We start from the raw sequence: 14,317 nt of genomic DNA on the forward strand, positions 1-14,317 counted from the left end.
CGGCACGCACCGTCCCATTTACGAGACAGACACTGGGAGTAAATAAAGTATGCCTAAGTACCGTTCCGCCACCACCACTCATGGTCGTAATATGGCGGGTGCTCGTGCGCTGTGGCGCGCCACCGGAATGACCGACGCCGATTTCGGTAAGCCGATTATCGCGGTTGTGAACTCGTTCACCCAATTTGTACCGGGTCACGTTCATCTGCGCGATCTCGGTAAACTGGTCGCCGAACAAATTGAAGCGGCTGGCGGCGTTGCCAAAGAGTTCAATACCATTGCGGTGGATGATGGGATCGCTATGGGCCACGGGGGGATGCTTTATTCACTGCCATCTCGCGAACTGATCGCTGATTCCGTTGAGTATATGGTCAATGCCCACTGCGCCGACGCCATGGTCTGCATCTCTAACTGCGACAAAATCACCCCGGGGATGCTGATGGCTTCCCTGCGCCTGAATATTCCGGTGATCTTTGTTTCCGGCGGCCCGATGGAGGCCGGGAAAACCAAACTGTCCGATCAGATCATCAAGCTCGATCTGGTTGATGCGATGATCCAGGGCGCAGACCCGAAAGTCTCTGACTCCCAGAGCGATCAGGTTGAACGTTCCGCCTGTCCAACCTGCGGATCGTGTTCCGGGATGTTCACCGCTAACTCGATGAACTGCCTGACCGAAGCTCTGGGCCTGTCGCAGCCGGGCAACGGCTCGCTGCTGGCAACCCACGCTGACCGTAAGCAGTTGTTCCTCAATGCCGGTAAACGCATTGTTGAATTGACCAAACGTTACTACGAACAGGATGATGAAAGCGCACTGCCGCGTAACATCGCAAGCAAAGCGGCGTTTGAAAATGCCATGACGCTGGATATCGCGATGGGCGGATCGACTAACACCGTACTTCACCTGCTGGCGGCGGCACAGGAAGCGGAAATCGACTTCACCATGAGTGATATCGATAAGCTCTCCCGCAAAGTACCGCAGCTGTGTAAAGTCGCGCCGAGCACCCAGAAATACCATATGGAAGATGTTCACCGTGCTGGTGGTGTTATCGGTATTCTCGGCGAACTGGATCGCGCGGGGTTACTGAACCGTGATGTGAAAAACGTACTTGGCCTGACGTTGCCGCAAACACTGGAACAATACGACATCGTCGTGACCCAGGATGATGCGGTAAAAAATATGTTCCGCGCTGGCCCTGCGGGCATTCGTACTACACAGGCATTCTCGCAGGATTGCCGCTGGGATACGCTGGACGACGATCGCTCCAATGGCTGTATCCGCTCGCTGGAACACGCCTACAGCAAAGACGGCGGTCTGGCGGTGCTCTACGGTAATTTCGCAGAAAACGGCTGCATCGTTAAAACCGCAGGCGTCGATGACAGCATCCTAAAATTCACCGGCCCGGCGAAAGTGTACGAAAGCCAGGGCGACGCGGTAGAAGCGATCCTCGGTGGCAAAGTTGTCGCGGGCGATGTGGTGGTGATCCGCTATGAAGGCCCGAAAGGCGGCCCTGGCATGCAGGAAATGCTCTACCCAACCAGCTTCCTGAAATCAATGGGGCTCGGCAAAGCCTGTGCGCTGATCACCGATGGACGCTTCTCCGGCGGCACCTCTGGTCTTTCCATCGGCCACGTCTCGCCGGAAGCGGCAAGCGGCGGCAGCATTGGCCTGATTGAAGATGGTGACCTGATCGCTATCGACATTCCGAACCGTGGCATTCAGTTACAGGTAAGCGATGCCGAACTGGCGGCCCGTCGTGAAGCGCAGGAAGCCCGTGGCGACAAAGCCTGGACGCCGAAAAACCGTGAACGTCAGGTTTCCTTTGCCCTGCGCGCCTACGCCAGCCTGGCAACCAGCGCCGACAAAGGCGCGGTGCGCGATAAATCGAAACTGGGGGGTTAATGATGGCAGACTCACAACCCCTGTCTGGTGCTCCGGAAGGCGCCGAATATTTAAGAGCGGTGCTACGTGCACCGGTTTACGAGGCGGCGCAGGTCACGCCGCTACAAAAAATGGAAAAGCTCTCGTCGCGTCTTGATAACGTGATTCTGGTGAAGCGCGAAGATCGCCAGCCGGTACACAGCTTTAAGCTGCGCGGTGCATACGCCATGATGGCGGGCCTGACGGAAGAACAAAAAGCGCATGGCGTGATCACTGCCTCGGCGGGTAATCACGCGCAGGGCGTGGCGTTTTCTTCCGCACGGTTAGGCGTGAAGGCGCTGATCGTCATGCCAACCGCCACCGCCGATATCAAAGTTGATGCGGTACGCGGCTTTGGCGGCGAAGTGTTGCTTCATGGCGCGAACTTTGACGAAGCAAAAGCGAAAGCGATCGAACTGTCACAGCAGCAGGGCTTCACCTGGGTGCCACCGTTCGACCACCCGATGGTGATCGCTGGGCAAGGCACGCTGGCGCTGGAGCTGCTCCAGCAGGACGCTCATCTCGATCGCGTATTTGTGCCGGTCGGCGGCGGCGGCCTGGCGGCGGGTGTGGCGGTGCTGATCAAACAGCTGATGCCGCAAATCAAAGTGATCGCCGTGGAAGCGGAAGACTCCGCCTGCCTGAAAGCGGCGCTGGATGCGGGTCATCCGGTTGATTTGCCGCGCGTAGGGCTGTTTGCCGAAGGTGTTGCGGTAAAACGCATCGGCGATGAAACCTTCCGTTTGTGCCAGGAGTATCTCGACGACATCATCACCGTCGATAGTGATGCTATCTGTGCGGCGATGAAGGATTTATTCGAAGATGTGCGCGCGGTGGCGGAACCCTCTGGCGCGCTGGCGCTGGCAGGGATGAAAAAATACATCACCCAGCACAATATTCGCGGCGAACGGCTGGCGCATATTCTTTCCGGTGCTAACGTGAACTTTCACGGCCTGCGCTACGTCTCGGAACGCTGCGAACTGGGCGAACAGCGTGAAGCGTTGCTGGCGGTGACCATTCCGGAAGAGAAGGGCAGCTTCCTCAAATTCTGCCAGTTGCTTGGCGGGCGTTCGGTCACCGAGTTCAACTACCGTTTTGCCGATGCCAAAAACGCCTGCATCTTTGTCGGCGTGCGCTTAAGCCGCGGCCTCGAAGAGCGCAAAGAAATTTTGCAGATGCTCAACGATGGCGGCTACAGCGTGGTTGATCTCTCCGACGACGAAATGGCGAAGCTACACGTGCGCTATATGGTTGGCGGGCGTCCATCGCATCCGTTGCAGGAACGCCTCTACAGCTTCGAGTTCCCGGAATCGCCGGGCGCGCTGCTGCGCTTCCTCAACACGCTAGGTACCCACTGGAACATTTCGCTTTTCCATTATCGCAGCCACGGTACCGACTACGGACGCGTACTGGCGGCGTTCGAGCTTGGCGACCACGAACCGGATTTCGAAACCCGGCTGAATGAGCTGGGCTACGATTGCCACGATGAAACCCATAACCCGGCGTTCAGGTTCTTTTTGGCAGGTTAATGGTTCGGTAAAATCTTCCAGAAAGCCTCAATCAGCGGCTCATGCAGCCGCTTTTTTTGTGCACAAACGCCCAGCTCAAACGGCGTTTTCTCATCGCTACGCTCCAGAATCATCACGCGGTTACGCACCGGTTCCGGGCTGTTTTCCAGCACCACTTCCGGCAACAATGCCACGCCGCAGCCGAGCGCCACCATCGAAACCATCGCTTCATGCCCGCCAACCGTGGCGTAAATCATCGGGTTACTGATTTTATTGCGTCGGAACCACAACTCAATGCGGCGGCGCACCGGCCCCTGATCGGCCATGATAAACGGCACTGTAGACCAGTCCGGCTTCTCTACCGAAACCTGATTACGCACCGGGCACGGTAGGGCAGGCGCGATCAGCACCACTGCCAGATTCTCCAGCATCGAAAACGCCACCGCACCGGGCAGCGTCTCCGGCTTCCCGGCAATCGCCAGATCCGCTTCCCCTGTCACCACTTTTTCCATCGCATCCGCCGCATCACCGGTAGTGAGTTTGATCTCCACTGACGGGTGTTCCGCGCGGAATCTGTCAAGAATCGGCGGCAGATGGCTGTAGGCAGCGGTCACCGAGCAGAAGATATGTAATTCGCCAGAGAGCGACGGTCCTTGCTGGTCGATGGTGTGGCGCAATTGCTGATACTGCAACAGTGTTTGCTGGGCGAAAACGCGCAGTTCTTCGCCCGCTTCGGTCAGCGTCACCGTACGGTTATCGCGTACAAACAATGGTTGACCGAGATCTTCTTCCAGGCGCTGAATCTGTCGGGAAAGCGTGGATGGACTAACGTGCATCGCCCGCGCGCTGCGGCCAAAATGGCGGCTTTCCGCCAGATGCAGGAAGGTTTTCAGATCGCGTAAATCCAATGGCGCAGCCCTCAATGTTGACGTTGCAAAAATTGCAATGTGACGTTGTGAATATATCAATTTCCGCAATAAATTTCCTGTCATATAGTGAATTCAATCTCGCAAACGCGAACCGAACAATAAGAAGCACAACATCACGAGGAATCACCATGGCTAACTACTTTAATACACTGAACCTGCGCCAGCAGCTGGCACAGCTGGGCAAATGTCGCTTTATGGGCCGCGACGAATTCGCCGATGGCGCGAGCTACCTTCAGGGTAAAAAAGTGGTCATCGTCGGTTGTGGTGCGCAGGGTCTGAACCAGGGCCTGAACATGCGTGATTCTGGTCTGGATATCTCTTATGCCCTGCGTAAAGAAGCTATCGCTGAGAAGCGCGCATCCTGGCGTAAAGCGACCGAAAACGGTTTTAAAGTGGGTACTTACGAAGAGCTGATCCCGCAGGCAGATCTGGTGGTTAACCTGACGCCAGACAAACAGCACTCCGACGTGGTGCGCACCGTACAGCCACTGATGAAAGACGGCGCGGCGCTGGGTTACTCACATGGTTTCAACATCGTCGAAGTGGGCGAGCAGATCCGTAAAGACATCACCGTAGTAATGGTTGCGCCAAAATGCCCTGGCACTGAAGTGCGTGAAGAGTACAAACGTGGGTTTGGCGTACCGACGCTGATTGCCGTTCACCCGGAAAACGATCCGAAAGGCGAAGGCATGGCGATCGCTAAAGCATGGGCGGCAGCCACCGGTGGTCACCGTGCGGGCGTGCTGGAGTCGTCCTTTGTTGCGGAAGTGAAATCTGACCTGATGGGCGAGCAAACCATCCTGTGCGGTATGTTGCAGGCTGGCTCGCTGCTGTGCTTCGACAAGCTGGTGGAAGAAGGCACCGACCCGGCATACGCAGAAAAACTGATTCAGTTCGGCTGGGAAACCATCACCGAAGCGCTGAAACAGGGCGGCATCACCCTGATGATGGACCGTCTCTCTAACCCGGCGAAACTGCGTGCTTACGCGCTCTCTGAACAGCTGAAAGAGATCATGGCACCGCTGTTCCAGAAACATATGGACGACATCATCTCCGGCGAATTCTCCTCCGGCATGATGGCGGACTGGGCCAACGATGATAAGAAACTGCTGACCTGGCGTGAAGAAACCGGCAAAACCGCGTTCGAAACTGCGCCGCAGTTTGAAGGCAAAATCGGCGAGCAAGAGTACTTCGATAAAGGCGTACTGATGATCGCGATGGTGAAAGCGGGCGTTGAACTGGCATTCGAAACCATGGTTGATTCCGGCATCATCGAAGAGTCTGCTTACTATGAATCACTGCACGAACTGCCGCTGATTGCCAATACCATCGCCCGTAAGCGTCTGTACGAAATGAACGTGGTTATCTCTGATACCGCCGAGTACGGTAACTATCTGTTCTCTTACGCTTGTGTGCCGTTGCTGAAACCGTTTATGGCAGAGCTGCAACCGGGCGACCTGGGTAAAGCTATTCCGGAAGGTGCGGTAGATAACGCGCAGTTGCGTGATGTGAACGAAGCGATTCGCAGCCATGCGATTGAGCAGGTTGGTAAGAAACTGCGCGGCTATATGACAGATATGAAACGCATTGCTGTTGCGGGTTAATAGCGATTCAGAGTTCAAGGCCTTCTCCCGGAGAAGGCCTTGCTGTTAGTTACGGTACAGCACCTTGATGATGTGATACCCGAACTGGGTATGCAGCGGACCGGTTGGCTCCAGTACCGGACAAGAGAAAACCACTTTATCGAACGCCGGAACCATCTGGCCCTGGCGGAATTCACCTAAATCACCGCCGCGTTTCCCTGACGGGCAAATAGAGTGTTTCTTCGCCAGCTTGCCGAAATCGGCACCATTCTTAATCTGCTCGAGAAGTTCCAGAGCCAGTTTCTCTTCTTTTACAAGGATATGCAGTGCTGCTGCTGTTTTTGCCATGATCGTGCCTTGAATTAAAAATTGTCAGTCAGGGAGGGGGGACATATATGGCAAAAGCCCGGAAAATCCGGGCTTCGCAGGTCCCTCAAGGGGAGAAAACTTAGGGCCTCTATGGGCTACAGAGTCATTATCGGGGATGGTGATTTTATTGTCAATTTATGAGCGATATGGCATTGATTGACTTGATGACTGCCCTCTGTATGTCTGCAACCAACTCATGTGGCAAACATTGATTAAGATACCCCCGATAAGTCCTTGCTCTGTTTAATCGGTTTCGACTGACTTGTTGTACCAGGTCGGCTTTAGCCCAACGTATCTGCTGATCAAAGAATTGCAGGTCATTGATAACATTACTGGCTATTTCAACATGCATTCCACGATTTAACTTGTCATGGTCGCGAGTGGTTGATAATGGAACGACGATACATGCGTTGCCATTAATTTTTCCGTTGAGCACGACAACCAACCTATTTTTTATCATCTCAGGTGGAATGCGGCCATCGTAATACGTCGTGCTGAACTGTCCATTCTGGCTAACAGGATAGTTACCAAAGTTGCATTCCAGTATTTCACCAACCTTGGGGCTGAAATTAATCGCCACGAGTAAACCTCTCCTTAGTAAACTCTGAAAAAGTAATAACACAACGTTACGACCCGATATTTTCTAAGTCTAATGGATTCATGATGAACTCCGGTTTCGGCCTTCCCTCTCTGATTTAAACATCCGCAGCCATCCGGTTAGCGGTTTTCACTCGGTCACATTCAAATGCGATTCTGCTACAATCCTCCCCCCGTTCGAAGATTGAGCAATACACCTATGCGTCTAAACCCCGGCCAACAACAAGCTGTCGAATTCGTTACCGGCCCCTGCCTGGTGCTGGCGGGCGCGGGTTCCGGTAAAACTCGTGTTATCACCAATAAAATCGCCCATCTGATCCGCGGTTGCGGTTATCAGGCGCGACATATCGCGGCGGTGACTTTTACCAATAAGGCGGCGCGCGAGATGAAAGAGCGTGTCGGGCAGACGCTGGGGCGTAAAGAGGCGCGCGGGCTGATGATCTCCACCTTCCATACATTAGGGCTGGATATCATCAAACGGGAGTATGCGGCGCTTGGGATGAAAGCGAACTTTTCACTGTTTGACGATACCGATCAACTGGCGTTGCTCAAAGAACTGACCGAGGGGCTGATTGAAGATGACAAAGTTCTTCTGCAACAGCTGATTTCGACCATCTCTAACTGGAAGAACGATCTCAAAACACCGGCGCAGGCGGCGGCAGAAGCAATGGGCGAGCGGGATCGCATTTTTGCCCATTGTTATGGGCTGTATGATTCACACCTGAAAGCCTGTAACGTTCTCGACTTCGATGATCTGATTTTATTGCCGACGTTACTGCTGCAACGCAATGAAGAAGTCCGCGAGCGCTGGCAGAACAAAATTCGCTACCTGCTGGTGGATGAGTATCAGGACACCAACACCAGCCAGTATGAACTGGTGAAACTGCTGGTGGGCAGCCGCGCGCGCTTTACCGTAGTTGGCGATGACGACCAGTCGATCTACTCCTGGCGCGGCGCACGTCCGCAAAACCTGGTGCTGTTGAGCCAGGATTTTCCGGCGCTGAAGGTGATTAAGCTTGAGCAGAACTACCGCTCTTCCGGACGTATTCTGAAAGCGGCGAACATCCTCATTGCCAATAACCCGCACGTCTTTGAAAAGCGTCTGTTCTCCGAACTGGGCTACGGCACAGAGCTAAAAGTTTTAAGCGCGAATAACGAGGAACATGAAGCCGAGCGCGTTACTGGCGAGCTGATCGCCCATCACTTCGTCAATAAAACGCAGTACAAAGATTACGCCATTCTTTATCGCGGCAACCATCAGTCGCGGGTGTTTGAAAAATTCCTGATGCAAAACCGCATCCCGTACAAAATTTCTGGTGGTACGTCGTTTTTCTCTCGTCCTGAAATCAAGGATTTGCTGGCTTATCTGCGCGTGCTGACTAACCCGGACGATGACAGCGCATTTCTGCGTATCGTTAACACGCCGAAGCGAGAGATTGGCCCGGCTACGCTGAAAAAGCTGGGTGAGTGGGCGATGACGCGCAATAAAAGCATGTTTACCGCCAGTTTTGATATGGGCCTGAGCCAGACGCTTAGCGGACGTGGTTATGAAGCATTGACCCGCTTCACTCACTGGCTGGCGGAAATTCAGCGCCTGGCGGAGCGGGAACCGATTGCCGCAGTACGCGATCTGATCCATGGCATGGATTATGAATCCTGGCTGTACGAAACATCGCCCAGCCCGAAAGCTGCCGAAATGCGCATGAAGAACGTCAACCAACTGTTTAGCTGGATGACGGAGATGCTGGAAGGCAGTGAACTGGATGAGCCGATGACGCTCACTCAGGTGGTGACGCGCTTTACTCTGCGAGACATGATGGAGCGCGGCGAGAGCGAGGAAGAGCTGGATCAGGTACAACTGATGACTCTGCACGCGTCAAAAGGGCTGGAGTTTCCCTATGTCTACATGGTCGGTATGGAAGAAGGATTTTTGCCCCACCAGAGCAGCATCGATGAAGACAATATCGATGAGGAGCGTCGGCTGGCCTATGTTGGCATCACCCGCGCCCAGAAGGAATTGACCTTTACGCTGTGTAAAGAACGCCGTCAGTACGGCGAACTGGTGCGCCCGGAGCCGAGTCGCTTCCTGCTGGAGCTGCCGCAGGATGATTTGGTTTGGGAACAGGAGCGCAAAGTTGTCAGCGCCGAAGAACGAATGCAGAAAGGCCAAAACCATCTGGCAAATCTGAAGGCGATGATGGCAGCAAAACGAGGGAAATAATCAAGGCCGGGTAAGATGCGCGAGCATCGCACCCAGCATATTACTCTTTAATGCACTTCCAACGGCCAGTGAACATAGCTTTGCCACTGGCTTTCCTGATCAATAATCTCTTTACCCAGCGGATGTTGGGTTAGCCAACCTTGCGGAAGCGTCAAGGTCAACAGTTCATGGTTGGCCTTTAATGTCATCTCTGGCACGAGATCGTCACGGCGACGGCTGGCAAAAATGATGGCCAGGCGTAGTAAACGGCAGAGTTGTTCCGCGACGCGCGGCGGTACGGCATTTTGCTGATGCAACGAGGAGAGATCTATTGGGTTCGTCTGGTTGAGTAGTAGCGTCGCCAGTAATTTTTTCTGTGCAGGCGTAAAACCGGGAAGATCCAGATTACGTACCAGATAAGCAGCATGTTGCGGCGCTTGTTTGAAATCAACGCTCAGACCGATTTCATGAAGCTGACAGGCGCTGATGAGCAAATCACGGCTAATCGCTTCAAGATGCCATTCGTTTTCCACCTGATCGAAGAAGTTAGCCGCAACTTTGGCTACTCGCTGAGCCTGATCAATATCGATCATAAAGCGGCGTTGAATATTACGCAGCGTACGGCTGCGAATATCCTGCTCGACGGCCAGATGCAACATGCCGTAGACCAGGCCTTCACGCAGTGCACCGCCAGCCAGGGTCATACACTGAATATTCAGTTCGGTAAAAATGGCTATCAGGATCGCCAGACCACTCGGGAACACTAACGCACGTTCCAGCGTCAGTCCGTCGATCTCCAGTTCCTCCAGTCGACCACAATGAATGGCGCGTTGTTTCAGTTGCTGCAACTTTTCCAGGGTAATCCGTTCATCCATCCCCTGTGCCATCATGATTTCTTGTAAGGCCTGCACGGTGCCGGAAGCACCAACGCACACTTTCCAGCCGTGATACCGCAATTCATCGGCAACCGGACGTAACACTTCGCGTGCCGCTTTTTCTGCGGCATCAAAATTTTCCTGCCCCAGATTACGATCGGCAAAATAGCGTTCCAGCCAGGTGACGCAGCCCATCGACAGGCTGAACAACGAGGTGGTTTGTGCGCCAGTACCGGTTACCAGTTCAGTACTGGCACCGCCGATATCCACCACCAGGCGCTGATCGGCACCGCCAGTGGTGTGAGCAACACCCTGATAAATCAGGCGGGCTTCTTCTTCACCGCTGATCACTTGTACCGGACAACCGAGGATTTCCTGCGCTTTGGCAATAAAATCACCGGCATTGACGGCAAGGCGTAATGTCGCCGTGGCGACAACGCGAATTTGCGAGGGAGGGATATCTTGCAGACGTTCAGCAAACAGGCGCAAACATTGCCAACCGCGCTCCATTGCTTCATTAGACAGGGCATTTTCGCTGTTCAGGCCAGCAGCCAGACGCACTTTGCGTTTAATTCGCGTCAGCGTCTGGATGCTTCCAGCCACCTCGCGCACAACCAGCATATGAAAACTATTCGAACCGAGATCAATGGCTGCATATAATGACGAGGTGGAACCCATACTCTTCATCCTTCAATCTGTCTCTGCGTTGGCTGCGTTCTTTCATCCGAATCACTTACTACAGTAAGCTCATTGGGATTAACTCTCTTGCCATCTTGATACAGTTTGAATGATTTTGAGTATGACATTTTTTATTTAACCTGAACGACGACGATTACGCGGAGCGCCAGTACGACGCGGACCATTACCTGTACGCGGGCGTGTGAGGCGCAGCGGTTTTGGCAGATCGGTCATCAATGCGTCCGGATTGTATTTGCTTACCGGAATTGAGTGACCAATATAGGTCTCAATAGCAGGCAAATTCAATGCATACTCTTCACAGGCCAGGCTGATAGAGTGACCGCTTGCGCCTGCGCGACCTGTACGACCAATACGGTGAACGTAATCTTCACAGTCATCGGGTAAATCGTAGTTAAAGACGTGCGTCACCGCAGGGATGTGCAAACCACGCGCAGCAACGTCGGTGGCAACCAGAATATCCAGATCGCCACGGGTAAATTCATCAAGGATACGCAGACGTTTTTTCTGCGCGACATCGCCTGTCAACAAACCGACACGATGACCATCTGCCGCCAGGTGGCCCCAGATCTCTTCACAACGATGTTTGGTGTTGGCGAAAATAATCGCTCGGTCTGGCCATTCTTCTTCAATCAGCGTTTGCAGCAAACGCATTTTTTCTTCGTTAGAAGGGTAGAAAAGCTCTTCTTTTATACGGTGGCCCGTTTTCTGTTCCGGTTCCACTTCAATATATTCGGCATTGTTCATCTGCTCGAATGCCAGTTCGCGTACCCGGTACGAAAGCGTGGCGGAGAACAGCATGTTGAGGCGCTGGTTTGCAGGCGGCATACGGCGGAACAGCCAGCGGATATCTTTAATAAAGCCCAGATCGTACATGCGATCGGCTTCGTCCAGTACCACCACCTGAATGGCACCGAGGTTAATGTGGTTCTGCTTGGCGTAGTCAATTAAACGACCCGTGGTGCCAATCAGAATGTCAACGCCGCTTTCCAGCACTTTCAGCTGTTTGTCGTAGCCATCACCACCGTAAGCCAGACCCAGCTTCAGGCCGGTAGCTTGCGCCAGTGGCTCCGCATCGGCGTGGATCTGCACGGCAAGTTCACGCGTCGGTGCCATAATTAAGGCACGCGGCTGATTCACCTTGCGATCGGCAATCGCGGGATGAGAGAGAAGATAATGAAACGTTGACGTAAGAAACGCCATCGTTTTCCCGGTACCGGTTTGCGCCTGCCCGGCTACGTCACGACCCGCCAGCGTCAGCGGAAGGGCCAGTGCCTGAATGGGCGTACAGTTATGAAACCCTTTTTTTTCAAGGGCTTCTACAACCTTCGGATGCAGGGCGAAGTCGGAAAACTTCTGTTCTGTTAAATGTGTTTTGCTCATAGTGTGGTAGAATATCAGCTTACTATTGCTTTACGAAAGCGTATCCGGTGAAATAAAGTCAACCTTTAGTTGGTTAATGTTACACCAACAACGAAACCAACACGCCAGGCTTATTCCTGTGGAGTTATATATGAGCGATAAAATTATTCACCTGACTGACGACAGTTTTGACACGGATGTACTCAAAGCGGACGGGGCGATCCTCGTTGATTTCTGGGCAGAGTGGTGCGGTCCGTGCAAAATGATCGCCCCGATTCTGGATGAAATCGCTGACGAATATCAGGGCAAACTGACCGTTGCAAAACTGAACATCGATCAAAACCCTGGCACTGCGCCGAAATATGGCATCCGTGGTATCCCGACTCTGCTGCTGTTCAAAAACGGTGAAGTGGCGGCAACCAAAGTGGGCGCACTGTCTAAAGGTCAGTTGAAAGAGTTCCTCGACGCTAACCTGGCGTAAGGGAATTTCATGTTCGGGTGCCCTGTCGCTAAAAACTGGACGCCCGGCGTGAGTCATGCTAACTTAGTGTTGACTTCGTATTAAACATACCTTATTAAGTTTGAATCTTGTAATTTCCAACGCTTCCCGTTTTATCTTAAATGCGAAGTGAACAGATTTCTGGCTCGTCACTCAATCCGTCTTGTCGTTTCAGCTCTGCGTACTCTCCTGTGACCAGGCAGCGAAAAGACATGAGTCGATGACCGTAAACAGGCATGGATGATCCTGCCATACCATTCACAACATTAAGTTCGAGATTTACCCCAAGTTTAAGAACTCACACCACTATGAATCTTACCGAATTAAAGAATACGCCGGTTTCTGAGCTGATCACTCTCGGCGAAAATATGGGGCTGGAAAACCTGGCTCGTATGCGTAAGCAGGACATTATTTTTGCCATCCTGAAGCAGCACGCAAAGAGTGGCGAAGATATCTTTGGTGATGGCGTACTGGAGATATTGCAGGATGGATTTGGTTTCCTCCGTTCCGCAGACAGCTCCTACCTCGCCGGTCCTGATGACATCTACGTTTCTCCTAGCCAAATCCGCCGTTTCAACCTCCGCACTGGTGATACCATCTCTGGTAAGATTCGCCCGCCGAAAGAAGGTGAACGCTATTTTGCGCTGCTGAAAGTTAACGAAGTTAACTTCGACAAACCTGAAAACGCCCGCAACAAAATCCTCTTTGAGAACTTAACCCCACTGCACGCAAACTCTCGTCTGCGCATGGAACGTGGTAACGGTTCTACTGAAGATTTAACCGCTCGCGTACTGGACCTGGCATCACCTATCGGTCGTGGTCAGCGTGGTCTGATTGTGGCACCGCCGAAAGCCGGTAAAACCATGCTGCTGCAGAACATTGCCCAGAGCATTGCTTACAACCACCCGGATTGTGTGCTGATGGTTCTGCTGATTGACGAACGTCCGGAAGAAGTCACCGAGATGCAGCGTCTGGTAAAAGGTGAAGTTGTTGCTTCCACCTTTGACGAACCCGCATCTCGCCACGTTCAGGTTGCGGAAATGGTGATCGAGAAGGCGAAACGCCTGGTTGAGCACAAGAAAGACGTTATCATTCTGCTCGACTCCATCACTCGTTTGGCGCGTGCTTACAACACCGTTGTTCCGGCGTCAGGTAAAGTGCTGACCGGTGGTGTGGATGCCAACGCCCTGCATCGCCCGAAACGCTTCTTCGGTGCGGCGCGTAACGTGGAAGAGGGCGGCAGCCTGACCATCATCGCTACCGCGCTTATCGATACCGGTTCCAAGATGGACGAAGTTATCTACGAAGAGTTTAAAGGTACAGGCAACATGGAACTGCACCTCTCTCGTAAGATCGCTGAAAAACGCGTCTTCCCGGCAATCGACTACAACCGTTCCGGTACCCGTAAAGAAGAGCTGCTCACTACTCAGGAAGAGCTGCAGAAAATGTGGATCCTGCGCAAAATTATTCACCCGATGGGCGAAATCGATGCCATGGAGTTCCTCATTAATAAACTGGCGATGACCAAGACCAATGACGATTTCTTCGAAATGATGAAGCGCTCATAAATTTGTCTTATGCCAAAAACGCCACGTGTTTACGTGGCGTTTTGCTTTTATATCTGTAATCTTATTGCCGCACTGGCAATGTTAGGAAAATTCCTGGGTTTTGCTCGTGTGTTATGCAATTTGCATATCGAATGATTAATTTTTGCACAGGACTGGTGGGTTCGGAACGGACTTTCCCTTCTGAATAAAGGTCTTCGTGGTTATACTTCTGCT

Annotated in this window: 12 protein-coding genes; 7 read left to right on the forward strand and 5 right to left on the reverse strand. The window is 53.0% G+C overall.

The window, feature by feature from the left end; translation table 11 throughout:
• Positions 1-49: 49 nt before the first annotated feature.
• Both ilvD and ilvA read left to right on the forward strand, forming a co-directional pair.
• Complete coding sequence (gene ilvD / locus QUE74_RS23610; RefSeq protein WP_001127377.1) at positions 50-1,900, forward strand: dihydroxy-acid dehydratase; 1,851 nt, start codon at positions 50-52, stop codon at positions 1,898-1,900.
• 2 nt (positions 1,901-1,902) lie between these two features.
• Positions 1,903-3,447 carry a threonine ammonia-lyase, biosynthetic gene (gene ilvA / locus QUE74_RS23615; protein WP_024262287.1) on the forward strand — a complete coding sequence of 515 codons (1,545 nt, stop codon included), beginning with the start codon at positions 1,903-1,905 and terminating at the stop codon, positions 3,445-3,447.
• On the opposite strand, the gene ilvY is transcribed toward ilvA, so the two are convergent.
• Positions 3,444-4,334, reverse strand: a complete 891-nt coding sequence (ilvY, locus tag QUE74_RS23620; protein WP_000365790.1) for an HTH-type transcriptional activator IlvY — start codon at positions 4,332-4,334, stop codon at positions 3,444-3,446. The two genes, ilvA and ilvY, sit on opposite strands and share 4 nt — an antisense overlap.
• 149 nt (positions 4,335-4,483) lie before the next feature.
• Here ilvY and ilvC point away from each other — a divergent pair, with 149 nt between their 5' ends.
• Complete coding sequence (ilvC, locus tag QUE74_RS23625) at positions 4,484-5,959, forward strand: ketol-acid reductoisomerase (protein WP_000024950.1); 1,476 nt, start codon at positions 4,484-4,486, stop codon at positions 5,957-5,959.
• 45 nt (positions 5,960-6,004) lie between these two features.
• On the opposite strand, the gene ppiC is transcribed toward ilvC, so the two are convergent.
• Complete coding sequence (gene ppiC, locus QUE74_RS23630; RefSeq protein WP_001140258.1) at positions 6,005-6,286, reverse strand: peptidylprolyl isomerase PpiC; 282 nt, start codon at positions 6,284-6,286, stop codon at positions 6,005-6,007.
• Positions 6,287-6,437: 151 nt separating this feature from the next.
• Positions 6,438-6,887: a type II toxin-antitoxin system PemK/MazF family toxin gene (locus QUE74_RS23635; RefSeq protein ID WP_000996698.1), complete on the reverse strand. Its 450-nt coding sequence runs from the start codon at positions 6,885-6,887 to the stop codon at positions 6,438-6,440.
• Between the two features lie 216 nt (positions 6,888-7,103).
• Here QUE74_RS23635 and rep point away from each other — a divergent pair, with 216 nt between their 5' ends.
• A complete protein-coding gene (gene rep, locus QUE74_RS23640; protein WP_001238881.1) occupies positions 7,104-9,125 on the forward strand; it encodes a DNA helicase Rep in 2,022 nt (673 codons plus the stop codon).
• 47 nt (positions 9,126-9,172) lie between these two features.
• Here the strand turns inward: rep and gppA are convergent, their stop codons facing one another.
• Entirely contained in the window at positions 9,173-10,657 is a 1,485-nt protein-coding gene (gene gppA, locus QUE74_RS23645) for a guanosine-5'-triphosphate,3'-diphosphate diphosphatase (RefSeq protein WP_001355380.1), read from the reverse strand.
• A gap of 135 nt (positions 10,658-10,792) precedes the next feature.
• Entirely contained in the window at positions 10,793-12,058 is a 1,266-nt protein-coding gene (gene rhlB, locus QUE74_RS23650; RefSeq protein WP_000047508.1) for an ATP-dependent RNA helicase RhlB, read from the reverse strand.
• Positions 12,059-12,188: 130 nt separating this feature from the next.
• Here rhlB and trxA point away from each other — a divergent pair, with 130 nt between their 5' ends.
• The 3 genes from trxA to rho all read left to right on the forward strand — a co-directional run bounded on the left by trxA (position 12,189) and on the right by rho (position 14,104).
• Positions 12,189-12,518 (forward strand): thioredoxin TrxA, encoded by a 330-nt coding sequence (gene trxA / locus QUE74_RS23655; RefSeq protein WP_001280776.1) that lies wholly within the window; start codon positions 12,189-12,191, stop codon positions 12,516-12,518.
• A 140-nt stretch (positions 12,519-12,658) separates the two neighbouring features.
• Positions 12,659-12,760, forward strand: coding sequence for a rho operon leader peptide RhoL (rhoL, locus tag QUE74_RS23660; protein ID WP_001295255.1), 102 nt, complete (start codon positions 12,659-12,661; stop codon positions 12,758-12,760).
• Between the two features lie 84 nt (positions 12,761-12,844).
• Positions 12,845-14,104, forward strand: a complete 1,260-nt coding sequence (gene rho / locus QUE74_RS23665) for a transcription termination factor Rho (protein WP_001054527.1) — start codon at positions 12,845-12,847, stop codon at positions 14,102-14,104.
• Positions 14,105-14,317: the final 213 nt, after the last annotated feature.

It is taken from the genome of Escherichia sp. 10290 (assembly GCF_030295155.1).
Taxonomy (GTDB): Bacteria; Pseudomonadota; Gammaproteobacteria; order Enterobacterales; family Enterobacteriaceae; genus Escherichia; species Escherichia coli_F.